The organism is Ancylomarina euxina (assembly GCF_003863355.1).
Lineage (GTDB): Bacteria > Bacteroidota > Bacteroidia > Bacteroidales > Marinifilaceae > Ancylomarina > Ancylomarina euxinus.
Map to the genome: position 1 here is coordinate 1 of NZ_QQWG01000006.1, position 26,436 is coordinate 26,436.

The following is a 26,436-nucleotide window of genomic DNA, read 5'->3' on the forward strand; positions in this document are numbered from 1 at the left end:
CGTAAAATAAGAACTTTTATTCCTTCAGAACAAGGGGAGATGATACTCTCTCCATTGTTCTGTAAAAGTTATCATAAACTAAACTTACATATAATCACCTAAGTTGCATTGGTTACTTGAATCTAGGTAGGCAAAACCAATCGTCACAACTTTTTTGTTGCGATGCGTATCAGATGCTAAGGTGATTTTTTCTCTTTTCATCGTATAAATCTACAAGACTGAACCAAATTTATAAAAATTAAATAATTAACAGTATCCCAGAGGCAAGTAAAACAATAAACAGATGTAAAATAGAATCACTCTTTATAATAGATATCCTATGATCAATAACCAAAGTGGATCTTAAGATAAAAACGAGGTATTTCTCAGTTCAACTTGCCCGTCTCGAGACTTTCAATACCCTCCGTAAAACTTTTAAGGATCTCCTTGAAAGTTTTTACGGAGGGTAAATAGGACAAAATGGGCCCATTTAGCCCTCCAAAGTGATCAGAATGTTCCCCAAAGTGTCACTTGAGAGTAAATCTGAGCTCCGTAAAACTTTCAAGTGGCCTGGCAAAACTTTCCAGAAAATTGAATTTTTCCTAAAAACGCTTACCGGTCTATTATTTGCCCAACCCCAACTTTTCAACTTAAAGCCCAATAAAATCAGGCTTCACAAAAAGAACACCTTAGTCAGATTATTTAACAATACAAATCTACTGAACAAGATGTCATTTTTCAATCAAAACACCACGAAACAAATAAACCTCTAATAAACAGAAAGATAAAACCACTCGTTTTTGATCAAAATAAAAAAAAACGCCCAAATCAGGCTATTTCAAATTTAACAGAACGATTTAGAAAAAAAATCAAGGGAAAATTGGACTTAAAAAACACCAACATGCAGGTTAATAGAGTGGTAGGCGTAGGCTGTAAAACACCAGTAAATTCAGGATGTTAAGCATTTTAGAAAAATAAAGTTTATTTTTTTTTGCCATCTAAAAAAAAATCCTTCTTAGCTTTAATATACAGTACAAAGATTCTATTAATCATTAAAACGCTACATTATGCCTACTGTTATTTCTAAAAAAGAGTTTCCAGAAACTAAAGAAGCCAATTTCATTAGAAAACGAGACAATTTCCTCGCAAAAGTATTTCAGTATGTCGAAGCGGGTATTCTCCCCAGAGAAGAAACCGAAGCCCTCACTCAGGCCCTAAACGAAGATAAGCAGCGTATGGATAAAAAAAATGAAGATAAAAAGATCGCTCATGATTCAAACGTGGTTTATCACGAAGGCCATCCTCCTGTTGTTTCACAATTGCGCGCATACAAACACATGTCAGACAATAACCCATTGGTCACACCGGAGATCAGACAAGAGTTGGAGCTGTACAGTGAAGAAAAAGTGGAAACGACCAACGGGAAAAAGCCGGATTTAAAAGGCCGCGAGGTTGGTGGGCTAGCACAGCTTACTTACACAAAAAAACCAATGCATGGCATTTTACTGTATGCCAGAATTAATGGTGGCGAGTACGATTTTGAAACCCTTGTAAAAGACTCAAAATTCACCGACACACGTCCTCGTAGAAACCCAAAGGAAGTCGAAATAAGAGAGTACTATGCCTACTATATTTTCGATGGAAAGAAAGTGGGTAAACAATCGGAAATTATTCGGGTGGTTCTTAATCCAATAGAATAATCGAGATGAATAGCCTTCTAAAATAAGCCCCACAGCAATTAAGATGTGGGGCTTATTTTTGATCAGTATTCAAACCTCATCTCTATATAGTGCTATGCTCTTGGCATTAGCTCTAGTCAGCTCAAAAAAATCAGCTTTTCTTATTTCGCATCTTTCAGATTAACCAAACCTAGCTTTTCAACCAACTTACCAATGGTGAGGCCTTGAACAATAATGGAAAACAGGGCTACCGAATACATCAGAAAAACAAATAAATCGCCAAAATGCTCTGGTGGGATTGATAAAGCCAGAGCGATACCTAAAGCACCTCTTAAGCCTCCCCAGCTTAGCATGAGTATGGTTTTTCGGTTGACTTTTTTATTGGCATGTTTGATCAACTGAAAAGGAATCATCACCGAAATATATCTTGAAATTAAAACAACTGCTATAGTGATAATTGCAAAAGGAATATGGACAACATCGGGCTTTATGATGGTTATAAAGAATCCTAGAAGCACAAAGAGTACCCCATTTAAAATCTCATCTAAAACATCCCAGAATGTAACCAACTGCATCAAGTTCTTTTTCGAATACGCCTTGCTGTGTATCTTTTTACCAAGATACAAGCCAGCTGCCACCATGGATAAGGCAGGAGAAACATGGATATTTTCGGCTAAAGCATAACCACCTGCTGCCATAACAATGGTCAACATCACATGTGCATTGGCATTAGCCTCAGTTCTTTTAAGTATCTGAAAACCTAAAAAGCCTATTAACAAACCAAAGCAAATACCTCCAAGTGCTTCTCTGAAAAACAGAAACATAACTTCGTTTACATGTATATTCTCATAACCTCGGTTTATAATTCGTAAGATGACGACAAAAAGAACCATCCCCACCCCATCGTTAAAAAGAGATTCGCCTTCGATATTCATCTGTAAATCTTTCCTCACACTGTAGTTTTTTAAAATACTCAGAACAGCTATAGGATCGGTTGGCGATATGAGGGCGCCAAACAAAAGGGAATAGATATATGGGATGTTTAATGAAAACAAATGTGCCGCATAATAGGTCAGCGTGCCAACAAGAAAAGTAGATATTAATGTCCCAAATATGGCAAAAACAAAAACCGCTTTTCTTTGCTTCTGCAATTCTTGAATATTAATATGCATGGCTCCTGCAAAAAGCAGAAAACTAAGTATAATCTCCAGCAAAAATTCTCTAAAATGAATGTCTCTTTCAAAAGTCGGAATAAACTGATGAACTGAAGGCGCAAATTCTTTTAATAAGAGAATAAATGCAGACATGATGAGTGCTAAAATCATCATTCCAATGGTGGGACTAAACTTCAGGTATTTTGAATTGATAAGACTAAAAAGAGCAGCAAAAGCCAGAACGATTACGAAAGAATCAAACATTTTTAATTTTTATTATTAGTTATGTTTCAGAACCCAAGGTTTGGATTCAGGTAATAGATACAAGCTATCATTCAGCTTTTAAAGAAAGCTGAGATTAATAGGGTATCAAATGATTTTCCTAGTGTAGCGAAGCCTAAATATTGACAAGAATAATAAGAGAATGGGACCCTCCTATTTTTCCTTAAGGCTACAAATGGTCTAAGTTAATTGTACAAAAAGTAGCTTATTGACGATTTAAAGTCGTGTTTAAATCAAGCTTCACTCTTACAAATGAATTTAGATCTCTTAATCGGCCGCGAATTTATGAAAAACAAGATGCTAAACAAAAAAAATAGCCCTTTGTTTATCAACAGGGCTAAAATAAATGAAACTTGCAGAAAGTAGAGGGTGTCCAGTAATAAATATATCCGTCATGCTGAACTTGTTCCAGTACCGAACTCGAGAGATCAACGAAAGTTAATCTTTACATATTGATTATGAGATCCTGAAATAAATTCAGGATGACGTTCAATGCTAGACTTAAGTTCATAGAGCAATATAATGTCACAAATCAACCTTTTGTAATTGTTGCCTTTTTCATTAAAAAAAACAAATAAAAGATTAAACCACTAAGAACGCAAAAAAACATGATAAAAAATCAGCATAGCGCCCTTTATGCAGTAATTAATAAGGAAAATAACAAACTGTTACGAGCGCTAAGAAATAATGTATATCCATCAACTTTATGTTCTTTGCTGTTAATATTAATGATTATTGCTGATGTTAATACGACATATATAATGACGTAAAACAAGCTGTATAAATAAGCCCGAATTCACAGTTTGATGTCCTTGCCGGACGGGCTTGTACTTTTTTCTTGAAAGAAAAGTACCAAAAATTCAAGACTGCGGCATTCGCTGACCCATTACGACTTAAAGGCTAAACGAAATGAACTCGCTACGCTCAAACAGCATTTAATAATAACGCACAATTACTTACTATTAAATTATATGCTGATTTAATACAAAACAGTCATTGATTTTTTATTTTATCAAATCTGCTAAAAAGGTACGAACCGCACTCACAGACTCAACCTTATACTTAGCTGCTGTATGTTTTAAGCCAACCTTAATGGTATGAGCTGATTCAGGTAATTCTTTAAACATGTACTCATCTGTCCAATCATCCCCAACAGCAAAAACAAAGTCGAAATCCTTATTCTTAAGAAATTGTAAAGCAGCAATTCCCTTATTTATACCACCTGTCTTTACCTCTATCACTTTATTTCCTTCCAATATCTCTAGGTTATGATTGGCTATCATAGTCGTTAATTCATCCTTCAACTCATTGGCCCTTAAATCAGCTTGTTCTGGTTCAGCTTTTCTAAAATGCCAAACCAGTGAGTAGTTCTTTTCTTCTATAAACGTACCTGGTGTTCTATCAACAAAAGTTTCAAGTATGGGTTGAATACTCGATTTCCAGGTATCCGTTGCATTCGAAAGCATTTTCCATTCCCGATCTACCTTTTTACTCCAAACCCCATGTTCTACTATTAAGTTAATCTTATGTCCTTCGAACCAGGTTTCAAGACTAGCCCTATCGCGCCCACTTATAATAGTAATTACATTGCGAGGGTCTTCTTCCAATTGATATAGCAGTTGATGCAATTCCTCATTGGGTTTCGCATCATTCGGGTTCTTTTTAAAACCCGTTAATGTGCCATCATAGTCCAAAAAGATAGCTCGCAGTTTTGAATTTTGATAATCCGATCGAATCTTCTCCATTATGATACTATTCACTCGTTTGGCATGCATCGAATTTTGAATTTTTTCTACTTTCGATAATGATTTCACAAATTCACTAGACCATTTAAAAACATCATAGCGCTTAATCCTATCTTGAAGAAAAATCATGCGTTCACGCTGCTCATCCAGTGGCATTGTCAGGGCTTGCTTAATGCTATCAGCAATTTCTTTAATATTATTCGGATTAATAATTAGAGCCTCTCCCATTTCTTTAGCCACACCAGCCATTTCGCTGAGAATGATAACCCCTGTACGATTAGTTCTGGAAGCCACATATTCCTTAGCAACCAAATTCATCCCATCGCGCACCGGCGTCACTAAACAAACATCGCAAGAGCTGTATAATTCAATCAGATTCTCAAAAGGCATCGATCGATAAAAATACCAAACGGGTGTGTAATTGATGTTTCCAAATTGACCATTAACTTTCCCTACCAACTCGTCCACTTCTTTTTTCAGATTGATATAATGCTCTACCGTCCCGCGTGATGGTACAGCTAGCATAATCAGGGTGACTTTACCAACAAACTCAGGATAGGTTTCAAGAAATTTCAAGAAAGCTTGTAAGCGATTGGGAATTCCTTTCGAATAATCTAACCGATCAATTGAAAGAATTAGTTTTCGATCTGGAGAAAGTAAGAAATATTTCTCTAGCTCCCGATGCAGTTTTGATTTCTCTTGAAGTGGTTTTTGAATAACTCCTATTGCAGCGTTCTTAAATTTATCGTAATCAATCCCCATAGGGAAAGCATCAACGATGATAATTCTATCTTCTATTTGAATCCTATTGAAGGAAATATCGTAGCCCATTAAACGACGAACAGAGCTAAAAAAGTGACGCTGATAGTCGTAAGTGTGAAAGCCAATTAAGTCAGCCCCCAACATGCCTTGAATCAATTCTTTTCGCCAGGGCAGTATTCGAAAAACCTCAAAGGATGGAAAAGGAATATGCAGGAAAAAACCGACCGTTACACCGGGTTTCTTCGATTTAATCATTTCAGGCACCAACAACAACTGGTAGTCATGTATCCAAATAGTATCACCTTCCTCCAAGGTTTCAAGTGCCTTATTGGCAAACTTCTGATTCACATGCACAAATGTTTCCCAAAGCTCAGGATCATAATCGATATATTGCGCAAAATAATGGAATAATGGCCAAATCGTGCGGTTACTAAAGCCATCGTAATACAAATCAATCTCTTTTTTTGAAAGATGAACCGAGACACAATCTTCCTTTTCTAAGGCCTGGTCAATCCTTCCAGACAGTTTTTGATCTATATCATCGCTAGGTAAGCCTGGCCAGCCTATCCACTTTCCTTTATACGCTTTATACACCGAGCGCATGCCTGTGGCTAAACCTCCCACACTAGGAATAAGTTCTATTTGATCATCATTTACGTTAATACTAACTGGGAGTCTGTTGGAAACAATGTGTATTCTATTCATAAAATCAAGAGTAATATTCTACTAGCAAATTACCCGAAAGTCGTGAAAATTAGCTATTTTCAGAATTGTTATGTGACTATACACTAAAGTAATCTTTTTTTATGGAAAATTTAAATTATGGCGTAGTTGGAAATTGCCGGTCTGCAGCTCTGATATCGGAAAAGGGTTCTTTAGATTGGTTATGTTTACCTCAATTTGATTCCTCCTCTGCTTTTGCTAAAATTCTGGATAAGGAAAAAGGTGGTAGCTTCGAGATTATTCCTGAAAAATTAATTCGCAGTGTTCAATACTATAAAAAGAACACCAATATTCTCCATACACGTTTCATTTGCAAGGATGGTATTTTTGAACTTGTGGATTTTATGCCTCGGTATATCACCGAGAATAATGATTATTATTCACCGCCTGATCTTGTTCGATATTTTAAACACATAAAAGGGAAACCAACGTTTCGTATTCACTACAACCCCAAGTTGGATTATGCGCGTAATCACACTCAAAATAAGTATGCTCAGTTTGATTTTATTAAATCCTATACAACTAGTGGAACTTACGATTCTCTTTATTTATATACAAGTTTCAACTGCCATTCAATTTTGAATCATGACATTATTTGCTTAGAAAAACATGAATTCTGTCTTGTCTCCTATAATCAAAAACTCTTAAAACAAACGGATGAAAGAATCTATCTGATTTTACAGAGAACAAAAACCTATTGGCTTAATTGGTCAGAAAAAACAAAGATTCACCCGAAATACAAAGATGAAATCAATCGGTCTGCTTTGGTTTTAAAATTACTTAATTATCAAAAATCGGGTGCCATATTAGCTGCAATAACCACTTCTTTGCCTGAGACCATTGGTGAGGTTCGTAATTGGGATTATCGTTTTTGTTGGATTCGGGATGGCTCTATGGTTGTTAAAATTCTTACCCAATTGGGACATTATAAAGTGGCCCAACGCTACTTGGATTTCATTATGGATATTATTCCTGAGAAAAAGGAAAAAGTGCAGATCATGTATGGTATCAATGGTGAAAAGAAACTTTCGGAATATGAATTGGATCATCTGGCAGGCTATGAAGGATCGAAACCTGTTCGGGTTGGTAACGCTGCTTACAAGCAAAAACAGAACGATATTTATGGGATTTTATTGGACTTGATTCATCAACAATTTGAATTATTTGAAAATTCATTGGAACACACCGAAGAACTCTGCACTATTGTTCGAAGCATCGTGAATGTGGTCGATGAAAATTGGCGCAAACCTGATCGAGGCATCTGGGAGATTCGTGGTAAGAGTCTGCATTTTACTTTTAGTAAGGTGATGTGTTGGGTGGCATTCGATCGTGCCGTAAAAATTTCTAAACTCCTCAAGAGTGACTATTACGTGAATAAGTGGACACCTCTTCGCGATGCGGTGAAAGAAGATATCATGAATAATGCCTGGAGTGAAAAAAAACAAGCTTTTACACAGCATTATGGTTCCGATGATTTGGATGCATCGGTTTTATTAATGGAAAATTACGGCTTTATTGAGGCTACCGATCAAAAATACATTTCTACCGTCCTTACCATTCAGAAAGAATTGGAACACGATGGCTTGATGTTTCGCTATAAGAATCAGGATGATTTTGGAACACCCAAATCTGCCTTTACGATTTGTTCATTCTGGTTGATAAATAGCCTATTTAAGATTGGTAGAAAGAAAGAAGCCAAAGATAAATTTGATATTCTTATGAGCTATTCCAACCATTTGGGTCTATTTTCAGAGGATATTGATTTTGATACGAAACGCATGCTGGGTAACTTCCCTCAGGCCTACTCCCATTTAGCGATTATCGAAACTGCAATTAATTTCTCTGAAGATGAAGACGAGAAACCTGAAGGACTGATTGAGCAGCTTAATCTCTAAATCTCTTTTCGTGTTACTTACAACTAACAAACCAGCTACCCTAATGAATAAGGGTGGTTGGTTTTTTCGATGATATGAATTATTAACTTAAAATCAATCTTGTCCTAAATAATTTTTACAATTGGGCTTTCCGCCCCAACCGAGCTTTTTGCGAGCTCATGAGCTTTGCGAATAAACCCGACATCATTTCTTGTCTTGAAACAAGAAACAAAGCAAAGAAATTCAAGGCTACTTTTTAAATATCTTTCTTATTTGCCTCACGCTTAAGTGCGGCCGCGTGATTTCCTCGACAAGCTCGGAACTTCCCGGTCTTTCTAAAGCTTTCGTAAAACGAAAAACATTTAAAAGAGATGCCCTATTATAAAGCGCAAAAAAAATAAGCTCTCTATCTTAACATCTAACTTAAATGCATTATTAACAATAAAACACAGAACATAAACAAAAAAATTTAAGACGGAATTGACTTAAAATCATATATTTGTAGGACAAGAAAATTGAGTCCTTTTAAAAACTCTCCAACACGTCTAATTACCCATCATGCACTTACCCATCACAAATCAAGATTCATTTATAAGGGAGTTTAAGTTTCAAACCTCACGAAGCAGTGGACCAGGTGGCCAGCATGTGAATAAGGTGAGCTCCCGGGTAGAATTGCGTTTTAATGTACAGGAATCTCAACTACTTAGCGATGATGATAAGGAGATTGTTTACAATAAACTCGCGACACGTATCAGCCAGGAAGGAATTCTTAGCATTGTGGTTCAGGCAGACCGATCTCAATTAAAGAATAAGCAATCGGCTATTGAGAAATTCTTCGACTTGCTCACACAGGCTTTCACACCTGTGAAAAAGCGACGACCAACAAAACCAAGCCATAGAGCCAGAGAAAGGCGACTACAAGCTAAACGATTGGGTTCTGAAAAGAAAACTCGTCGACGATCCTCAGATTGGGATGAATAAGGCTATTAAATAATTGATATTTATATTGTTTCCTTCAATAGAAATGGGGTTTATTTAGTTTGCCTATTTTTTATTGATGAAAAAAGTAGGGTATTTCAAAACTTGGATGTTGTATAATAAACAAGTATTTACAAATAAATCGTCCCCTATGAAAAAACATCTAATCTTAATTCTAAGTTCATTATTTCTCCTATCTATTAATTTAGTCTCTTGCTCTAAAAGCGAAAGTAACGATAGCAGGCCTATTGTTGATAATGGAAGTATCAGCATCACAGCTAATAAAACCTCAATACTTGCTGATGGCAAGGATGAAATCACTTTTACGGTTAAAGACAACAATTCCAAGGATATTACTACTGAATCGAAAATTTATGTGAATGGTGAAGCCATTTCTGGCAATACTTATACCAGTAAAACAAAAGGTGAATTCACAGTAAAAGCAGTTAATCTTAATAGAGAAACTAGTATAAAAATCTTGGTTCGTCACTATACTGCCAAGCTGTATATTTCAAGCAACAGAACGTCCAGTTTCTCCTCTGGTTCTGAACAGTTTGAATTCAAAGCTTTAGACACAAAGCTGAATAATGTGACTTCCGATACTAAATTCTATGTTGATGATCAACTGATCGATGGACATACATTTAGTTCATCTACAAACGGAAAACACAAAGTAAGAGCAGAGTATTCTGAAATTAAAAGTGCCGATTTACTCGTAGGTGTAAATATGTCGCCCCGAAATGTATTGGTAGAAGATTATACAGCAACCTGGTGTGGCTATTGCCCTGAATCAATGTATCATTTGGAAGAACTGAAGAGTAAAACCTCAGCGAATATGGTGATATCAGCAATTCATGGAAGTGATGAATTTCAATACTCAAAAATAGAAAGCTTATTTTCTACATTTAATATCACTGGCTATCCAACTAAAATTGCCAACAGAAATATTGCTCAAGCAATTAACGAAAATGATCTAATCAGCTTAGTTGATGAATCTTGTCATATTGGGATTAAATCAACCATACAACTTGATGGAAACAATGCCAAGATAGATGTTACATTAGAATCGTATCAAACATTTACAGACATCAAACTTGTTGTGGCTCTATGCGATAATAATCAACTTGCTGATCAATCTAACTACTACAATGATGAAGCTAGTTCAGCCTTTTATAAGGCGGGTGAAAAAATGAAAGATTTTCAACACAATTACATTCTTCGCAAAACCTTAACCGATTTGTATGGGGATGCCATTCCCAATGACAAATTAATTCAGGGTACAAGTTATAAGCTATCCTTTACTACAGACGTTTCAAAATACAATAAAGCACACTTATCTGCCATAGCCTTTTTGTTTAAGAATGGTGAGGTAATCAATGTTCTTTCTGTTGATAACCTGTAAGCTTTAACTCTCTTATTAAACCCATCAAAACTAAAATAATGACAAAATACAGTCTGTTATTAATACTTAGCCTGTTTTCTTATCTGACACATGCCCAACTTTCAGGAAGTCAATTAAAAGACATACATGGTAAAACGATCCAGTCCGAAAACTTATTTTCAAATATTGAGGAGCCCATTGTTTTGTGCTTTTGGGCAACCTGGTGTCGTCCTTGTCTGCAGGAACTCGAAGCCATTAACGAAGCAATGGATGAATGGCAAGATGAGGTGGAATTTAAAATGATTGCCATATCAACCGACAACAGTCGCTCCAGCTCTAAAGTTTCTGCTTTGGTGAAAGCCCAGGATTGGCAATTTGATGTCTATATCGATGAAAACTCTGATCTAAAACGCGCGATTAACGTGTCGGGTATTCCATTTTGCTGTATCATAAATAAAGGTGAAGTTGTTTGGAAACACAGTGGTTATCAAGCCGGAAGTGAAGAGTTGATTCTAGAAAAACTAACCCAATTATCAAAAAAATAAGCTTAAACCGAATATGAATAAACGTCAAATACTTTTAGGGCTTATTATACTAAGTCTGTGCCATATGGGAAAGGCTCAAGATAAAAAAGGGAAGCTAAGTGGTAGTTTCGAAACCATCAACCAAATCTACGAGAAAGATAATAAAACCAAGGCTATTGTACCCGATGACAAATTCGGATCTAACTCTTATCTCAAACTCGATTATTATATAGGTAAACTATCAATGGGATTGCAGTACGAAGCCTATTTACCACGATTAGTAGGTTACGATATCCGCCACAAAGATCAAAAAATAGAAGGACGATACCTGAAATATCAGGATGAGACCCTAGAAATTACTGTGGGTAACTTCTACGAACAATTTGGTAGTGGACTTATTTTTAGAAGCTACGAAAATCGTGAACTCGGCATTAACAATGCTATTGAAGGTGTGGGTGTGAGATTTAATCCTACCGACTACCTAAACCTAAAAGCCATATATGGCAAACAACGTGAATTCTTCGAAGTGTCAGATGGTATACTCAGAGGTCTTGATGGGACATTTGATTTGGCTCAGTATTTCGACTTGAACGAAAGTCACCTTAATGTAGGCGGAAGCTGGTTAAGTAAATATGAAACTTATACGGGAGCTCAGGAAGATTTCCCAAGCCAGGTAAATGCCTATTCTGCTCGACTGGATCTCGGTATCAAAAGCTGGAGTTTGAACACTGAATTCGTTCAGAAAAAAGATGACAGAAGAATTGAAAGTCCAAATAGAGATATCACAGGTCATGCACTACTTGTGAATTCATCATTTGCCAAATCTGGTCTTGGAATGAATGTTACATTCAGAGCATTAAAAGAGATGAGTTTCTATAACGAAAGAGCCGCTAGTGGTTTAAATCTCTTAGTCAATTATTTACCAGCCATCACCAAACAGCATAAATACAGTTTATTGAATATTTACACCTATATCACTCAAGCCAATGGTGAAATGGGAGCTCAATTCGACCTTTATAAGAAATTCAAAAAAGGAAGCTTACTAGGCGGTAAATATGGAACCAAACTGGAAGTAAATATGTCGGCATATAACGATTTAGAGCTTAAAAATACGGTAACAAAGGAGAGCGAATTCCTTAAACTTGGTGACAGTAAACTGTACCGGGATTTCAACATTAATTTATCAAAGAAATTCTCGAAAAGCTTAAAAACCAAACTGGCTTATGCCCATATCAATTACAATAAAAGCAAATTGCAGGGAGGTGACTCTCCTATTGTAAAATCAAACTTTCTGGCTGGTGAAATCGAGTTTAAACTTAAACCCAAACATGTTCTGAGAGCTGAATTACAGCATCTGTGGACCAAACAAGATAAAAAGAATTGGATGGCAGGCTTACTTGAATATTCCATTGCCCCTGGTTTTTCCATGTTTGTTTCCGATCAATACAATTATGGAGATAAGGACAAAATCCATTATTTCTCTGGAGGATTTGGATGGGCAAAAGACTCAAAAAACCTGCAGATAGCCTATGGCAGAAATCGAGAAGGATTGAACTGTTCAGGCGGTGTTTGTCGATTTGTACCAGCTTATACGGGTCTAAACATTAGTTTCTCAACTAGCTTTTAAATTAAATAGAGAGTCAAGATTCAATTTTAATGGGCATCTCTAAAATTCAATCCAGATTGAAAGGATTTGTATATGCTAAGCTTTAAACCTACGACATGGTGAGTTTGAAGTCAAAAAGCGACGCCATTTCATGATAAAAAAAAACGGTTGTTATCGTATAGTCGTTCTTCTATTATGAGATCGCTTCACTCATCTAGAATCCTTTTCAACAACAATCTGTAAAAAAAATAAAAGGCTGCCTCAAATTGGGGCAGCCTTTTCATATGCTTAGATAAAATTCTAATCTTCATCCTCGTCGAATTCGTCTACTTCGGCGTATTTCTCCTCATAACGTTCTCTTCTACTCGACAAAAGAACACCATCATCATCAAAATCAGAATCTTGATCTACAATTTCAAGAGCTCTACGCACAGTCATTCGGACCATGTACATTTTATCTTCGGTTTCGAATGGTAGAGCAGTAACTAATTCGCCTTTTGGGTTTGTAAACTCAATAAGGTGTTCACTAAAGCCTTCAAGATAATAAAGTTTGATCTGCTCTTGTATGTCTTTTGAGAGCTTTTCATAGTTTTGAATGACTTTTGGTTTGTTTGTTTCCATGACTAGATTAAAAATATTAAAAGTGTGAATTACCAGCCCAAAATATAAGCAAAAATTAATGGCGCTACAATAGTTGCATCAGATTCTACAATAAATTTTGGGGTATTAATATCAAGCTTACCCCAAGTGATTTTCTCATTAGGTACAGCTCCCGAATATGAACCATAACTGGTTGTTGAATCCGATATCTGACAGAAATAACTCCAGAAAGGCGTATCAGTTCTTTCCATATCCTGATAAAGCATAGGTACCACGCAAATTGGGAAATCACCAGCGATACCTCCTCCAATTTGGAAGAAACCAATGCCATTTTCTTTTGTGTTCTCAGTGTACCAATCAGCCAACCAAGTCATGTACTCAATTCCCGACTTCATGGTCGAAGGATTCAATTCTCCTTTCAAACAGTATGAAGCAAAAATGTTTCCCATAGTTGAATCTTCCCAACCTGGAACAACGATAGGTAAATTCTTTTCTGCTGCAGCAAGCATCCATGAATCCTTAGGATCAATCTCGTAATACTGCTCTAATACGCCAGAAAGTAACATTTTATACATATACTCATGCGGCAAAAAGCGCTCTCCTGACTCTTCTGCAGTTTTCCATATCTTGTAGATATGTTTCTGTAAACGTCGGAAAGCCTCTTCTTCTGGAATACAAGTATCCGTTACACGGTTTAAACCTTGTTCCAATAAATCCCATTCCTGCTGAGGTGTAAAATCACGATAATCAGGCACACGACGGTAGTGCGAGTGTGCGACCAAATTCATAATATCTTCCTCAAGATTGGCTCCTGTACATGTAATAATCTGCACCTTATCCTGACGAATCATTTCAGCTAATGATTTTCCCAACTCGGCTGTACTCATGGCACCAGCAAGAGTGATCATCATTTTATTGCCCTGCTCAAGCTGTTGCTCGTAAGCAGCTGCTGCATCAACTAGTGTTGCTGCATTGAAATGTTTGTAATGCTCTTTTACAAACTGCGATATTGGTCCTTTTGTGTTCATTTTTTTAAAGAATAATCGAATTTAAATTCTCTCGAAAATTATAAATTGATTGATGTATTGCCTTTAAGCTTACTTTGAGGCTAACATGAATTTATATGATAACATTTTATAATACAACTTGGCCACCAAAAATTCGGGTGCTTTATTGCCCTTTATGGGTGCTAATTCCACCAAATCAAAACCCAAAACATTTTTCTGTTCAAATACCTTTCTTAGGTAGCGAATACAAGTGTTCCAGTCTAAACCTCCTGGTTCAGGAGTTCCCGTTGCTGGCATAATAGACGGATCGAGGGCATCCAAATCGAAGGAAATATACACTTTATCTCCCATCAAATCAATAGACTTTTGCATCCACTCATCTTGTCCGTAAATATCTTCGGCAAAGAAACATTTCTCTTTGTTCAAATAAGCTAACTCACTGCTATCCATACTTCGAATCCCAACCTGTATCAAATTGGTGTTTTTAGAAGCATCGTGCAAAGCACAGGCATGGTTGTATGCTGTCCCATTATAATCAGAACGTAAATCGGCATGCGCATCCAAATGCAATACCGTAATATCAGAATGCTGCTCGTAAAAAGCTTTAATCACGCCAATACTAATAGAATGCTCCCCACCAAAAAAGGTTGGGAATTTTCCTGTCTCAATCATCTTCTTAGCCACACGGTAGGTTTCCTCAAAAACAGCTTCGGGACTATGATTGACTTTTAGTTCAGGTAGAATATGTACGCCTTTTTTATAAACTTCCGAATCGGTTTCAATATCGTAAAGCTCCATATTTTCTGCTGCATCAAGAAAAGCAGAAAATCCATTATCAGCACCTTTTCCCCAAGTACTGGTCCCATCGTAAGGAATGGATTGTAATAAGACAGATGCAGAGCCATATGCGGCAAATTCATCTTCTATTCCAGCAAAATTATTCATATTCAAAGCTTATTATTCGTTATACCCTAGAATATTCAACATCTCATCAACACTTTGCTCATTACGATACACATAATCAACAAAGTTTCCCGACTCATCTCTATCTACAATAACATGTTTAGGCGATGGAATCAAACAGTGTTTAATGCCACCATAACCTGAAATAGCATCCTGATATGCGCCAGTATGGAAAAACCCAATATAGAGAGGTTCCTTATCCTTATTTGAAAATTTAGGCAGCATAATTTGCTGATTAAAGTCTTCCGAATTGTAATAATCAGAATGATCGCAAGAAATACCACCAATATTGATTTTAGTATATTCATTGTTCCATTTGTTTATGGGCAATAGAATAAACTTTTCGTGAATAGACCAAGCATCCGGAATGGTGTTCATCAAAGAATTGTTGATGATATACCATAACTCATGATCATTCTGCTGCTTTTGCTCGACCACTTCGAAAATAATAGCCCCACTCTCACCTACCGTATATTTTCCAAATTCGGTATAAATATCAGGTTCATGAACCCCATCGGTATCGCAAGCCTCTTTAATGTTATTGACAATCTCACGAATCATATATTCGTAATCATACTCGAATCCAAGATGATTTCGGATAGGGAATCCTCCTCCTAAATTCAAGGAATCAAGCGATGGAGATTCTTTCTTTAGATCGATAAATAATTTAAGCGCTTTCTGAAATTCTCCCCAATAATATAGACTATCCTTAATTCCTGAATCAACAAAAAAGTGGAACATTTTCAATTCAACATTTTTGTTTTCCTTGATATTGTTCTTATAAAACTCAATCATCTCTTCAGGACGAATCCCCAAACGAGAGGTATAATATGCCGATTGTGGTTCCTCGTTTATAGCCATACGAAGACCAATCTTAATTTTTCGATTACCAACTATTTTCTTCAATCGATCCATCTCTTTTGTACTATCTAAAATGATAATACAATTCTCAAATCCTGCATCGATAAGTTTCATGATTCTAGAAAGGTAATCAATGGTTTTATAACCATTATGCACGACCATAGTGCCCTGATCCAATTCCCCTTTGGCATAAAGTTTTAGAATCAAATCTATATCGAATGATGATGAGGTCTCCAGGTTGACGTTATGTTTCAAGGCTTCACCTATCACATGGTGGAAGTGACAACACTTGGTGCAATAACAATAATGATATTTACCTCTATAATGAGAGGCTTTTATAGCACGATTAAAGAGATTACGTGCTTTTTTTATCTGTTCACCAATCCGTGGTAGATAAATTAAACGGAAAGGTGTCCCGTATTTTTCAATTAAATATTTGATAGATACTCCATGAAAAGAAAGGTAGCCTCCACGCAAATCAAAACCTTCCTGAGGAAAATAGTAGGTTTGCTCAATCAAATTAAAATATGTGTTCTTCATTTACACCATAAAATAAGTATGTTTTTTAAAAAAGTGAGCGAATATATCATTTTTTTCTTTTGTTTGTTTCTCTCTCAATTATATTAGTGCAACTTTGTAAATCAATAATTAAAAAAGAGTGACTTCCCTTATCAATAAAACACTCTTAATCAAGTAATAGGTCCATTATAATGCAAATTAGAAAAGCTCAAACAAAAGACGCTCTTAATATTGTCTATTTAAAAACTCAAGTATGGCTTCACACCTATGCCACCAAAGGAATTTGCAGTGAATATACTGAATATTTAAAAGATAATTTCATACCGAATAAGATAAAAAGAAAAATTGAAGACAAAAACAAATACTGTCTGATTGTTGAAAAAGATGGTTTTATGATTGCTTACTGTGAAATAGATCTTAAGGCAGTCCACCCGGAAAGCAAACTCCCTATGCCTGAAATGACTGCTATATATATATCAGAACATTTTCATGGGCAGGGTATTGGTAAAAGCTTGCTTTTAGAAGCTGAGAAACAGCTTTTTTCAAGAAATCAGTCCTCTTATTGGCTATCCTGTTTTATCGAAAATCAGAATGCTATCGATTTTTATAATCGAATGGGCTTTCATTCAACGTCCTCAATATTTTTCTCAATGGGTAATAATGAGTACGAAAATCTCGTTTTCGATAAAGAGATCTCTATTTTATAAACATTGCTTTTGAGTCTATTGTTTCCTAACATTAAGCGTATATCAAACATTCCATACAGCAAAGTGGTCATAAACTTAGCTTAAGCCTTGTTATTTCGGATAAAAACATCTTATTTTGCGAAAGCTTATTTTTATCGATTCTATATAATGTAGAGTGGTAAATAAACAAGCACATTTTAAGAAAAGCAAGAAACAAAAAAATGAATTCGCATAAAGTAATTAGCATTAGAAACCTGACTCCATCGACCTATGTCATTCGTATGGAAAAGAAGGATTTCACCTTTAAGACAGGACAGTATATCACATTGGGTTTTAGTGGTAGTATCGACCGTAGAGAATATTCAATATACAGTGCAGAACAAGACGATTATTTAGAAGTCTTAATTAAAGAAGTTGAAGATGGTTTGCTTTCAAAAAAATTAAAAAAGTGCAAGCCAGGTGACGTATTGGATGTGGATGGCGCTTTTGGTCATTTTTCATTGAAAGAAGATGAAATAAAGAATAAGAAATTCATGTTTATCAGTACCGGTACGGGTATTTCTCCAATCCATAGTTTTATACACACCCACCCTGAAATGGATTACACTCTTTTACATGGCATTCGTCACAAAAATGAAGCCTATGAGAGTGAGTCGTATGATCCAAATCGATACATTTTATGTACTTCAGGTGAAAACACAGGTGATTTTAACGGTCGTGTAACAGAATATCTTCTAAAAAATCCGGTATCACCTGATACAATCTGTTATCTTTGCGGCAATTGTCACATGATTTACGAGGCTTATGATATTCTTGAGAAACAAGGTATCAAGCTAGGGCCTATTCACACCGAAGTTTATTTTTAATAAACGAGTGTGAAAAGCGAAGTCGAGCTTTGTTTAGGCTTTTACTTTCGGAATTAGGATTAGTAAATCGACATATTGATACCTTTGGGTATCATTACATTAACTAATCAACACATCATCGCATCATCTTATGAAATATCATCTAATATCACTGGGTTGTCAAATGAATGCTTCTGATGGGGAGCGCGTTAGAACTGTGATTGAACAAATGGGTTATACCTGGACTGAAGACGAAAAAGAAGCCAACTTAATCGGTATTCTTGCCTGTTCAGTTCGTCAGAACGCAATAGATAAGGTTTATTCTAAAATTTCAAAATGGAATAAGTGGAAGAATCATACCAATCTCATCACCTTCGTTTCTGGTTGTGTATTGCCTTCGGATCATGAGAAATTCTTAAAGCTTTTCGATATTATCTTTCAGATGAAAGATTTACCGAATCTGCCTGAGATGATCCATCAATATGGTATCACAACACCTAGCGGCATTCAAAATGGATTTGATGCTCAAAATGATAATATTTCTGAGTTCTGGAATGTAAAACCTGATTATGCTTCGGATTTTGAAGCTTTTGTACCTATCCAAAATGGCTGCGATAAGTTTTGTTCTTTTTGTGCTGTTCCCTATACAAGAGGTCGCGAGGTTTCTCGTCCATCGACTGAAATAATTTCAGAAGTTCGTTCTTTGGTTGAAAGAGGTTATAAATCGATCACCCTACTTGGGCAAAATGTCAACTCATATGGTTTAGATAAACCAGATACAGAGGTTATCTTCCCAGAATTACTTCGTCAGGTTGGCGAACTTGGAAACGAAATTGGAACTGAATTCTGGCTATACTTTACCTCACCTCACCCACGTGATATGTCGGATGAAGTGATTGAAGTTATCGCACAATATAAATGCCTGGCCAAGCAAATTCACTTGCCTCTTCAATCGGGCGACGACAAGCTTTTAATTGCCATGAATCGTAAGCATGGCCTTGAAAAGTACCGTCAATCGGTTTCAACTATTAGACGGTTAATTCCAGAAGCAACCTTGTTTACTGATATAATTGTTGGTTTTACGGGTGAGAGCGATGAACAATTCAATGCAACTCGTGCAGCTATGAAGGAATTCGACTTTAATATGGCCTATATTGCCAAATATTCACCACGACCGGGAGCTTTGAGTCATCGTTGGTTCGATTCTGTTTCCCTAGATATAAAGAAAGAACGTCACCAAATACTTACTCAGGACTTAAAACTTACTTCGAGAAGCTATAATGATAGTATGATCGGTAAAACATTCAGAGTATTGGTAAGAGGGGCTGCAAAACACGATGGCTATCTTGCTGGTTTGACAGAAGGAAAAATTAACGTTCGTTTTCTGTCTGAGAACACAGATTTAATCGGACAAATTGTAGACGTCAAAATTAAATCAGCCACGGCTTTCTCTGTTGAAGGAGATCTTTTATATTAAAAAATGAATACCTGTGCACTAGAAATAATAGTGCTTACAATATAATTTACAATGAAAACAATTGCCTTTAAAACATTAGGTTGCCGTCTGAATCAGTACGAAACAGATGCTTTAGCTTCTACCTTTCAAAATAACGATTACAAATTGGTCGATTTTGATACTGAAGCTGATATCTATGTGATCAACTCTTGCACCGTTACTCACCAGAGCGATCACAAATCACGTCACTTCATCAGCCAGGCTAATCGTCGAAATAAAGATTCTGTGTTGGTCGTGACGGGTTGTATGGCTAATAATGCTAAGGAGGAATTAGAGAATAGAGATGAAATCAACTATGTTCTTGAAAATGATAACAAGTCAGCCTTATTTTCATTGGTTGAAGCACATTTTAAGGGGGAATTAAAACACCCATCTCAACTTGACAAAGATCTTTTTGCATACGGTGCCACTGAAAAAGGCTTTCATACACGTAGTATGATTAAAATTCAAGATGGTTGCGATAACTTCTGTACGTTCTGTATCATTCCATCGGTTCGAGGGCGTGCTAAAAGTCGCTCTTTTGAAGCCATTCTTGATAATGTTAGATCCGTAGTTGATAATGGAGCTAAAGAGGTTGTAATCACTGGCGTAAATATCGGTCGTTATGAATTTGAGCATTATAAATTCGACGACCTGATTGAAGCGATTCTGAACCTAGATGGTGATTTCAGACTACGTATATCATCTCTGGAGCCTGATGGCTTTGGAGATAAGTTTCTGGGCTTGTTGTCACATCCTAAAATGACGCCTCACCTTCACCTTTGCTTACAATCGGGTTCTGATGAGGTTCTTTTGAGAATGCGTCGTATGTATAATATTAAGACTTTTAAAAATACAGTTGAGAAGGTTAGAACTATTCGACCTGATTTTAATTTCACTACGGATATTATTATCGGATTTCCTGACGAAAGCGAAACTGCTTTCACAGATAGTTGTGATATGATTAAGGATATGGAATTTGGCCATGTACACGCTTTTAAATACTCTATTCGAAAAGGGACACGTGCTGAGAGAATGGAAAATCAGGTTCCCGAAAAAGTGAAAACTGAACGTAGCGAAGTCTTAAGAGGTATAGCGGAAGAAAGTAAACTTAAATATCGCAGTCAATTTATTGGTCAAACGCAGCGTGTTCTGGTTGAAACAATCAATGGGAATACGGCTAAAGGATATGGCGAACATTATATCCCCGTACAGTTTGAGGCTGAAGACTTAAAGGAAAACACATTCTATAATGTTAGTATAAAGGCAATTGTTGAAGAAAAGGATGGCTTATTGCTGGGTGAGTTAATCTAACTTTCCTGGCAATATCCCTTGGGGAATCTATTTAGCTGCGTGAAAAACAACGGAATCTAAAGCTACGATTTTATTATCTTTTAGAACTTTAATTCGCACACAGAGTTCTTCTGTACTTCTGGCATTCATTCTGTATTCTGAAAGTGCGATAATTGTTCCTTTTAGAGCTAATAATTTACCTTTCTGTAAAGTCTTTTTATTTTTAATACGGCTATGGCTATGCATTTCCAATTCGTAATTTAGAAATACATTTTCTTGGCTAGCATTCTCAATCTTAGCTCGTACTGAAAGTAAACTCAGCTCACCTTCGATCTCTATCCAAGCTTTTATCTTGTCTTGTTTAGGAGCAGAATCTCCACCAAGAACACTAATAAACTGGAATAATATGAGTAGCCTAAAAATCATTGACCCTAGTTAAGTAAGAGATTAATATAAAATTAAAAAAGATTGACATAAAAATTACTATATCTGCTATATATATGTCAACAATTCAAATCTATTAGTCAATAATTATATTATTAGACAGGAATTAAGACTGATTTGTCAAAGCTTACTTAAAGTAGGCTACAAATAAGTTCTCATTAAGAAATAAAGCTCGAGTAATCCGCATTCAGGAAACGACGCAATTCTTCGGTGCTAATTCTCACCTTGATCTTCCCTCTCATAACATAGGAGATATTTCCAGTTTCTTCGGAAACAATAATCACATGAGCGTCGGTTATTTGGCTAATTCCTATACCCGATCGATGGCGCAAACCAAGACTTCCTGGGATATTAGGATTATCTGAAACGGGTAAAATACATCTTGCAGCAAGTATACGATTATTATCCAAAATTAAGGCACCATCATGCAAAGGGGAGTTCTTAAAAAATATAGACTCTAATAAACTGGAAGATATGCGTGCTTTAATAATTTGTCCTGTTTCTGCAAAGCTTAATAAGTCGGTACGTTTTGTAATAACAATAAGTGCTCCCGTTTTTGATTTGGACATACTCTCACAAGATTCGATAATGGCTTTAATTTCCTTATCCTTAATAGATTTTTCATCTACAGTAAGCCATTTTTCGAAAGAAAATTTATGACTAAAATTATATCGAGACCCTACATGAAGTAGAAACTTACGAACCTCTTGCTGAAACACAATAATCAAAGCAATAACCCCAACACCAATAAACTGCCCCAGAATACTACTAAGTAGCTCCATATTCAATGCCTTTACAAACAACCACATCAAATAGAATAGAAAAAGACCAACAAAGATATTGATAGCAACAGTTCCCCTTATCAGTAAGTATATCTGATAAAGTAAAAATGCAACCAAGAGTATATCCAGAACATCAAAGAAGCTTAGTGTTATAAAAGCTAGGGTCATATATAAAGTATTAGGCCAATTATGGCTCGAGAGTAATAAATGTGCACCGGCAATAATGCCTTCTTAACAAAAGTAAAAATTTATAATAGATATTCACTTACCTGAAAAGCTCAATTATTGAATCTGCAATTTATTATAGAGTTTTACGCATTCTACAGCCTCTTTCACATCATGAACCCGAAGAATGTGTGCACCACCCATCAAAGCCACCATATTTAATGCACTTGTGCCGTTTAAGCTATCCTTAGCTTCACCACCTAGCAATTTATAAATCATAGATTTGCGTGAAATGCCAATCAACAATGGCAACCCTAATGATTTAAAATTCTTCAACTGAGACATTATTTCGTAATTATGCTCCAGAGTTTTACCAAATCCAAACCCCGGATCAATGATGATATCCTTCGCTCCAAGATCATTCAAGCGATTCACTCTTTCTTTAAAGAATTGTAGGATTTCTTCCATTAAATCCTCATAAACGGCTTGAGTTTGCATGGTTTGTGGAGTTCCTTTTATATGCATCATGATATAGGGAATCTTTAGCTCAGCAACCGTTTCAAACATTTTATCGTCCAGAGTTCCTCCTGAGATATCATTCACTATACATGCCCCAAACTCACCAACAACTCTTCGAACCAGTTCCGAACGGAAAGTATCAATAGATATAATCGTTTCAGGTAATTCTCTTCGGATACATGCTAAAGCGGGTTGCATTCTTCTCCACTCCTCTTCTACATCAATATCTTCGGCTCCCGGACGCGTTGAATAAGCACCCAAATCGATCATATCAGCACCTTCAGTTACAATTTGTTTGGCACGTTTAAGAATTGAATCTGTATCGATATATTGTCCGCCATCAAAAAATGAATCTGGGGTTAAATTCAAAATCCCCATAACCAAAGGTTTATCAAAAGATATTGAATTCTTACCACACATAATTGATTCGATCTTCTGATTTGAAGAATTTGTTTTATATTTTTGCATGTGATGAATATTTTCGTTCTAAAAACTGAACAAAAATATAAGAAAATTGTCAAAGCTCTCGACTTGAGTTGAGATAAGACTGTTTTTATTATTCATTGAATAATCGATAGACTGAGTTATTACACTTTTAGCCTCACAATAGGATGACCACAATAGAACAAATTCAAAAATCAAGCATGACGACTAACGAGCAATACGATCGCATTATCAAGATTTGTACAGATATCTACAGCAAGAAAATGAAAGATTACGGTACAGCTTGGCGTATCTTACGTCCAACTTCTCTTACAGATCAAATTTATATCAAAGCACAGCGTATTCGTAGTATCGAGGAAAAAGGCATGAGTAAAATTGAGGACGATATTCGTTCTGAGTTTATTGGCATTGTGAACTATGCTATCATGGGAATCATTCAATTGGAGCTGGGAACTTCTGAAGAGGCATTAGCTGAAGATAAAGCTCTGGAACTTTACAGCAAATACTTTCAGGAAGCAAAAGATTTGATGGAGAAAAAAAACCACGATTACGATGAAGCCTGGAGAAGTATGAGAATTTCATCTTATACCGATCTGATCCTGATGAAGATTAATCGCACCAAACAAATTGAAGATAATCTTGGGAAAACTATTATTTCAGAAGGTATCGATGCCAATTACTTCGATATGATTAACTATTCTGTATTTGGCTTAATCAAATTAGAATTCGGAGAATAAGCAAATAAACTTTAGCATTTAACCCACTACCAATATTTACTTTAGCATGAAGCTTCTAAGAACTATAAGCCGCTTTTTAGTCGGATTCCTCTTTATCTTTTCAGGATTTGTTAAAGCCATTGACCCCATGGGATCAACCTTTAAATTCAAGGATTACTTTATGGCTTTTGGGATGGATTCATTGGCTGGCTTAGCCTTATTTATGGCTGTTGTTCTTGCTGCGCTTGAATTTTGTGTGGGAATGCTTATCCTCTTTAATGTGCATAAAAAGAGTGCTTCCTGGTTAGCCTTGCTTTTCATGTTATTCTTTACCCCTCTTACGTTGGTATTGGCTCTAACTAATCCAGTAACTGATTGTGGTTGTTTTGGTGATGCATTGATATTGACTAATTGGGAAACTTTCGGAAAAAACATCATTATTTTAGCTTTAACCCTTGTCGTGTTCTTTACTCGCAATTTAGAAAAAGACAATAATTCTAAGATAACGCATAATATAACACTTGCTTTCTCATTAGCAATTGCGTTGGGAATTTCTTATTATTCATACCGCCATTTACCCTTCATCGATTTTAGACCTTATCATATTGGAGCCAATATTCAAGATGGTATGATCATACCAGATGGAGCTCCTGCTGACGAATATAAGTCACTATTTAAATATGAGAAAGATGGTGTAATTAAAGAATTCGATGAAAGCAATTACCCTTGGCAAGATTCTACCTGGGTCTATGTTGATGTTGAGCAAATCAAGATTAAAGATGGCTATAAAGCGCCAATACACGATTTTTCTATCTCCAACGAAGTCGTCGGTGATATTACAAATCAAGTTTTAAACGATGCGTCGTACACCTTTTTATTAGTGAGTCGTCATTTAAATGAGATCAATCTTGATAACCAAAAACAGATTAATGAATTGGCATCATGGGCAGACAATCAAGCCTATCATTTTATATGCTTGACAGCCTCTAATGATGATGAAATAAGAGCTTTCAAAGAAAAGCATCGTTCTACCTATGAGTTCTATGCCACTGATGAAATTCAGCTCAAAACCATGATTCGTTCTAACCCAGGCCTCCTACTCATCCAAAATGGAACGATTTTAAACAAATGGCATTGGAGAGATATACCCAAAACAACAGAAATAAAGGCTAATTTAGCAGCCTATTCAATAACACAACATCAAACACTAACTAATAGATTAGTTATTTTAAGTATTACAACAACTTTATTGCTTTTAATCGGATGCTTCCTTATGCTTAAATTCCGATTTTTAGCTGTAAAAAACAGATGACAGTTATGAGAAAAAAAATTGTTGCAGGAAACTGGAAAATGAACAACAGCCTTCAAGAAGGTATCGAATTAGCAAAAGAAATTAATGGTCTAGTTGAGTCTACCGATATCAAAGATGTTGAGGTTATCATTGGTGCACCTTTCGTTCACCTTACAGAGCTTAACAAAGCCATTACCAGCAATAAAATTCGTATTTCGGCTCAGAACTGTGCCGATGAGAAAAGCGGTGCTTACACAGGTGAGATCTCAGCTTCAATGATTGAGTCTACTGGCACTCAATGTGTTATTTTAGGTCATTCAGAGCGTAGAAGTTACTATGGTGAGACAAATGAAATTTTGGTTAAGAAAACGAACCTTTGTCTTGAAAACAAATTGACACCAATCTTCTGTATTGGTGAAGTTTTGGAAGAGCGCGAAAGCGGAAAACATTTTGATGTCGTTAAATCTCAAATTGCGGAAGGCTTATTCCACCTTTCTGCTGAAGATTTCGGAAAAGTTATTTTGGCTTACGAGCCAGTTTGGGCTATTGGAACAGGTGTAACAGCATCTGCTGACCAAGCTCAAGAAATGCACGCATTCATACGTAAAACTCTTGTTGAGAAATATGGTGAAGCAGTTGCTCAGGATTGTTCAATTCTTTACGGTGGAAGCTGTAAACCATCAAATGCAAACGAGCTATTCAGCAACGAAGACGTTGACGGTGGTCTTATTGGTGGTGCTTCGCTTGTTGCTGAAGATTTCATGGGTATTATTACTGCCTTTTAATCCGATAAAAACAGAAAAAACTAAAAAGTCGAGAAACGCTATGTTTCTCGACTTTTTTATATCTATTAAGGGATGATAACACCAACTATTCTTTCAAACCTTCAATACACTTAAAAGCTTTTTCAGCATCATCGGCATCTACAATAAGTTCGGCAACATCAGGAGATACATCTATAAAACCAGCGTGAATTCCAGTCTGAAAATCATCCTTTACAAAAGAAAGAACATCTATTTCCTCCAATCTCTCTTTGAAATAATTAACCTCAATTAAAGATCCCTTATATACGCAAACACTTTGTTTTCCTTCAGTCATAATATATCAATTTTATAGGGT

The 26,436-nt window shown here is 36.1% G+C and carries 22 protein-coding genes and 1 pseudogene; 13 read left to right on the plus strand and 10 right to left on the minus strand.

Annotated elements, in window-relative coordinates:
- Positions 1 to 1,046: 1,046 nt before the first annotated feature.
- The gene (locus tag DWB61_RS07510; protein ID WP_125030290.1) at positions 1,047 to 1,679 is read left to right on the plus strand and encodes a hypothetical protein; all 633 of its coding nucleotides are present in this window, start codon (positions 1,047 to 1,049) and stop codon (positions 1,677 to 1,679) included.
- A 140-nt stretch (positions 1,680 to 1,819) separates the two neighbouring features.
- Here DWB61_RS07510 and DWB61_RS07515 read toward each other — a convergent pair whose 3' ends face one another.
- Together DWB61_RS07515 and DWB61_RS07520 are read right to left on the minus strand one after the other, a co-directional pair.
- Positions 1,820 to 3,076, minus strand: a complete 1,257-nt coding sequence (locus DWB61_RS07515) for a cation:proton antiporter (RefSeq protein ID WP_125030291.1) — start codon at positions 3,074 to 3,076, stop codon at positions 1,820 to 1,822.
- Between the two features lie 1,022 nt (positions 3,077 to 4,098).
- Positions 4,099 to 6,306 carry a bifunctional alpha,alpha-trehalose-phosphate synthase (UDP-forming)/trehalose-phosphatase gene (locus tag DWB61_RS07520; protein WP_125030292.1) on the minus strand — a complete coding sequence of 736 codons (2,208 nt, stop codon included), beginning with the start codon at positions 6,304 to 6,306 and terminating at the stop codon, positions 4,099 to 4,101.
- A gap of 101 nt (positions 6,307 to 6,407) precedes the next feature.
- On the opposite strand from DWB61_RS07520, the gene DWB61_RS07525 reads away from it, so the two are divergent.
- The 5 genes and pseudogenes from DWB61_RS07525 to DWB61_RS07545 all read left to right on the plus strand — a co-directional run bounded on the left by DWB61_RS07525 (position 6,408) and on the right by DWB61_RS07545 (position 12,708).
- On the plus strand, positions 6,408 to 8,219 hold the full coding sequence (locus DWB61_RS07525; protein ID WP_125030293.1) for a glycoside hydrolase family 15 protein: 1,812 nt from the start codon (positions 6,408 to 6,410) through the stop codon (positions 8,217 to 8,219).
- A 555-nt stretch (positions 8,220 to 8,774) separates the two neighbouring features.
- Positions 8,775 to 9,179: pseudogene (arfB, locus tag DWB61_RS07530) on the plus strand (alternative ribosome rescue aminoacyl-tRNA hydrolase ArfB); the annotation flags it as partial.
- A gap of 148 nt (positions 9,180 to 9,327) precedes the next feature.
- The gene (locus DWB61_RS07535; protein WP_158614378.1) at positions 9,328 to 10,578 is read left to right on the plus strand and encodes an Omp28-related outer membrane protein; all 1,251 of its coding nucleotides are present in this window, start codon (positions 9,328 to 9,330) and stop codon (positions 10,576 to 10,578) included.
- A gap of 38 nt (positions 10,579 to 10,616) precedes the next feature.
- Entirely contained in the window at positions 10,617 to 11,102 is a 486-nt protein-coding gene (locus tag DWB61_RS07540; RefSeq protein ID WP_125030296.1) for a TlpA family protein disulfide reductase, read from the plus strand.
- Between the two features lie 13 nt (positions 11,103 to 11,115).
- Positions 11,116 to 12,708 (plus strand): DUF6029 family protein, encoded by a 1,593-nt coding sequence (locus tag DWB61_RS07545; protein ID WP_225423362.1) that lies wholly within the window; start codon positions 11,116 to 11,118, stop codon positions 12,706 to 12,708.
- Between the two features lie 279 nt (positions 12,709 to 12,987).
- Here DWB61_RS07545 and DWB61_RS07550 read toward each other — a convergent pair whose 3' ends face one another.
- The 4 genes from DWB61_RS07550 to DWB61_RS07565 form a co-directional block, all read right to left on the minus strand.
- Positions 12,988 to 13,308: a hypothetical protein gene (locus tag DWB61_RS07550; RefSeq protein WP_125030298.1), complete on the minus strand. Its 321-nt coding sequence runs from the start codon at positions 13,306 to 13,308 to the stop codon at positions 12,988 to 12,990.
- 29 nt (positions 13,309 to 13,337) lie between these two features.
- A complete protein-coding gene (locus DWB61_RS07555; RefSeq protein ID WP_125030299.1) occupies positions 13,338 to 14,315 on the minus strand; it encodes a deoxyhypusine synthase family protein in 978 nt (325 codons plus the stop codon).
- A 69-nt stretch (positions 14,316 to 14,384) separates the two neighbouring features.
- The gene (speB, locus tag DWB61_RS07560; RefSeq protein ID WP_125030300.1) at positions 14,385 to 15,239 is read right to left on the minus strand and encodes an agmatinase; all 855 of its coding nucleotides are present in this window, start codon (positions 15,237 to 15,239) and stop codon (positions 14,385 to 14,387) included.
- Between the two features lie 12 nt (positions 15,240 to 15,251).
- Positions 15,252 to 16,658: a type III PLP-dependent enzyme domain-containing protein gene (locus DWB61_RS07565; protein ID WP_125030301.1), complete on the minus strand. Its 1,407-nt coding sequence runs from the start codon at positions 16,656 to 16,658 to the stop codon at positions 15,252 to 15,254.
- Positions 16,659 to 16,828: 170 nt separating this feature from the next.
- On the opposite strand from DWB61_RS07565, the gene DWB61_RS07570 reads away from it, so the two are divergent.
- The 4 genes from DWB61_RS07570 to mtaB all read left to right on the plus strand — a co-directional run bounded on the left by DWB61_RS07570 (position 16,829) and on the right by mtaB (position 20,977).
- The gene (locus tag DWB61_RS07570) at positions 16,829 to 17,344 is read left to right on the plus strand and encodes a GNAT family N-acetyltransferase (protein WP_125030302.1); all 516 of its coding nucleotides are present in this window, start codon (positions 16,829 to 16,831) and stop codon (positions 17,342 to 17,344) included.
- A 200-nt stretch (positions 17,345 to 17,544) separates the two neighbouring features.
- Positions 17,545 to 18,189 carry a ferredoxin--NADP reductase gene (locus DWB61_RS07575; protein WP_125030303.1) on the plus strand — a complete coding sequence of 215 codons (645 nt, stop codon included), beginning with the start codon at positions 17,545 to 17,547 and terminating at the stop codon, positions 18,187 to 18,189.
- Between the two features lie 130 nt (positions 18,190 to 18,319).
- The gene (gene miaB / locus DWB61_RS07580; protein WP_125030304.1) at positions 18,320 to 19,645 is read left to right on the plus strand and encodes a tRNA (N6-isopentenyl adenosine(37)-C2)-methylthiotransferase MiaB; all 1,326 of its coding nucleotides are present in this window, start codon (positions 18,320 to 18,322) and stop codon (positions 19,643 to 19,645) included.
- Between the two features lie 51 nt (positions 19,646 to 19,696).
- On the plus strand, positions 19,697 to 20,977 hold the full coding sequence (gene mtaB, locus DWB61_RS07585) for a tRNA (N(6)-L-threonylcarbamoyladenosine(37)-C(2))-methylthiotransferase MtaB (RefSeq protein WP_125030305.1): 1,281 nt from the start codon (positions 19,697 to 19,699) through the stop codon (positions 20,975 to 20,977).
- Between the two features lie 27 nt (positions 20,978 to 21,004).
- Here mtaB and DWB61_RS07590 read toward each other — a convergent pair whose 3' ends face one another.
- The 3 genes from DWB61_RS07590 to folP all read right to left on the minus strand — a co-directional run bounded on the left by DWB61_RS07590 (position 21,005) and on the right by folP (position 23,334).
- The gene (locus tag DWB61_RS07590; RefSeq protein WP_125030306.1) at positions 21,005 to 21,382 is read right to left on the minus strand and encodes a hypothetical protein; all 378 of its coding nucleotides are present in this window, start codon (positions 21,380 to 21,382) and stop codon (positions 21,005 to 21,007) included.
- A gap of 176 nt (positions 21,383 to 21,558) precedes the next feature.
- Entirely contained in the window at positions 21,559 to 22,350 is a 792-nt protein-coding gene (cdaA, locus tag DWB61_RS07595; RefSeq protein ID WP_125030307.1) for a diadenylate cyclase CdaA, read from the minus strand.
- Positions 22,351 to 22,464: 114 nt separating this feature from the next.
- Entirely contained in the window at positions 22,465 to 23,334 is an 870-nt protein-coding gene (folP, locus tag DWB61_RS07600) for a dihydropteroate synthase (RefSeq protein WP_225423363.1), read from the minus strand.
- 143 nt (positions 23,335 to 23,477) lie between these two features.
- Here folP and DWB61_RS07605 point away from each other — a divergent pair, with 143 nt between their 5' ends.
- The 3 genes from DWB61_RS07605 to tpiA are packed head-to-tail and all read left to right on the plus strand — an operon-like array spanning position 23,478 to position 26,102.
- On the plus strand, positions 23,478 to 24,047 hold the full coding sequence (locus DWB61_RS07605; RefSeq protein WP_225423364.1) for a DUF1599 domain-containing protein: 570 nt from the start codon (positions 23,478 to 23,480) through the stop codon (positions 24,045 to 24,047).
- Between the two features lie 46 nt (positions 24,048 to 24,093).
- Entirely contained in the window at positions 24,094 to 25,338 is a 1,245-nt protein-coding gene (locus DWB61_RS07610; protein WP_125030308.1) for a BT_3928 family protein, read from the plus strand.
- Positions 25,339 to 25,343: 5 nt separating this feature from the next.
- Positions 25,344 to 26,102, plus strand: a complete 759-nt coding sequence (tpiA, locus tag DWB61_RS07615) for a triose-phosphate isomerase (RefSeq protein WP_125030309.1) — start codon at positions 25,344 to 25,346, stop codon at positions 26,100 to 26,102.
- Positions 26,103 to 26,187: 85 nt separating this feature from the next.
- Here the strand turns inward: tpiA and DWB61_RS07620 are convergent, their stop codons facing one another.
- A complete protein-coding gene (locus tag DWB61_RS07620; RefSeq protein WP_125030310.1) occupies positions 26,188 to 26,415 on the minus strand; it encodes a putative signal transducing protein in 228 nt (75 codons plus the stop codon).
- Positions 26,416 to 26,436: the final 21 nt, after the last annotated feature.

Excerpts from the sequence above, each read along its gene's own strand:
- DWB61_RS07510 (WP_125030290.1), top strand. The coding sequence starts at position 1,047 with ATGCCTACTGTTATTTCTAAAAAAGAGTTTCCAGAAACTAAAGAAGCC.
- DWB61_RS07515 (WP_125030291.1), bottom strand. The coding sequence starts at position 3,076 with ATGTTTGATTCTTTCGTAATCGTTCTGGCTTTTGCTGCTCTTTTTAGT.
- DWB61_RS07520 (WP_125030292.1), bottom strand. The coding sequence starts at position 6,306 with ATGAATAGAATACACATTGTTTCCAACAGACTCCCAGTTAGTATTAAC.
- DWB61_RS07525 (WP_125030293.1), top strand. The coding sequence starts at position 6,408 with ATGGAAAATTTAAATTATGGCGTAGTTGGAAATTGCCGGTCTGCAGCT.
- DWB61_RS07535 (WP_158614378.1), top strand. The coding sequence starts at position 9,328 with ATGAAAAAACATCTAATCTTAATTCTAAGTTCATTATTTCTCCTATCT.
- DWB61_RS07540 (WP_125030296.1), top strand. The coding sequence starts at position 10,617 with ATGACAAAATACAGTCTGTTATTAATACTTAGCCTGTTTTCTTATCTG.
- DWB61_RS07545 (WP_225423362.1), top strand. The coding sequence starts at position 11,116 with ATGAATAAACGTCAAATACTTTTAGGGCTTATTATACTAAGTCTGTGC.
- DWB61_RS07550 (WP_125030298.1), bottom strand. The coding sequence starts at position 13,308 with ATGGAAACAAACAAACCAAAAGTCATTCAAAACTATGAAAAGCTCTCA.
- DWB61_RS07555 (WP_125030299.1), bottom strand. The coding sequence starts at position 14,315 with ATGAACACAAAAGGACCAATATCGCAGTTTGTAAAAGAGCATTACAAA.
- speB (WP_125030300.1), bottom strand. The coding sequence starts at position 15,239 with ATGAATAATTTTGCTGGAATAGAAGATGAATTTGCCGCATATGGCTCT.
- DWB61_RS07565 (WP_125030301.1), bottom strand. The coding sequence starts at position 16,658 with ATGAAGAACACATATTTTAATTTGATTGAGCAAACCTACTATTTTCCT.
- DWB61_RS07570 (WP_125030302.1), top strand. The coding sequence starts at position 16,829 with ATGCAAATTAGAAAAGCTCAAACAAAAGACGCTCTTAATATTGTCTAT.
- DWB61_RS07575 (WP_125030303.1), top strand. The coding sequence starts at position 17,545 with ATGAATTCGCATAAAGTAATTAGCATTAGAAACCTGACTCCATCGACC.
- miaB (WP_125030304.1), top strand. The coding sequence starts at position 18,320 with ATGAAATATCATCTAATATCACTGGGTTGTCAAATGAATGCTTCTGAT.
- mtaB (WP_125030305.1), top strand. The coding sequence starts at position 19,697 with ATGAAAACAATTGCCTTTAAAACATTAGGTTGCCGTCTGAATCAGTAC.
- DWB61_RS07590 (WP_125030306.1), bottom strand. The coding sequence starts at position 21,382 with ATGATTTTTAGGCTACTCATATTATTCCAGTTTATTAGTGTTCTTGGT.
- cdaA (WP_125030307.1), bottom strand. The coding sequence starts at position 22,350 with ATGACCCTAGCTTTTATAACACTAAGCTTCTTTGATGTTCTGGATATA.
- folP (WP_225423363.1), bottom strand. The coding sequence starts at position 23,334 with ATGCAAAAATATAAAACAAATTCTTCAAATCAGAAGATCGAATCAATT.
- DWB61_RS07605 (WP_225423364.1), top strand. The coding sequence starts at position 23,478 with ATGACCACAATAGAACAAATTCAAAAATCAAGCATGACGACTAACGAG.
- DWB61_RS07610 (WP_125030308.1), top strand. The coding sequence starts at position 24,094 with ATGAAGCTTCTAAGAACTATAAGCCGCTTTTTAGTCGGATTCCTCTTT.
- tpiA (WP_125030309.1), top strand. The coding sequence starts at position 25,344 with ATGAGAAAAAAAATTGTTGCAGGAAACTGGAAAATGAACAACAGCCTT.
- DWB61_RS07620 (WP_125030310.1), bottom strand. The coding sequence starts at position 26,415 with ATGACTGAAGGAAAACAAAGTGTTTGCGTATATAAGGGATCTTTAATT.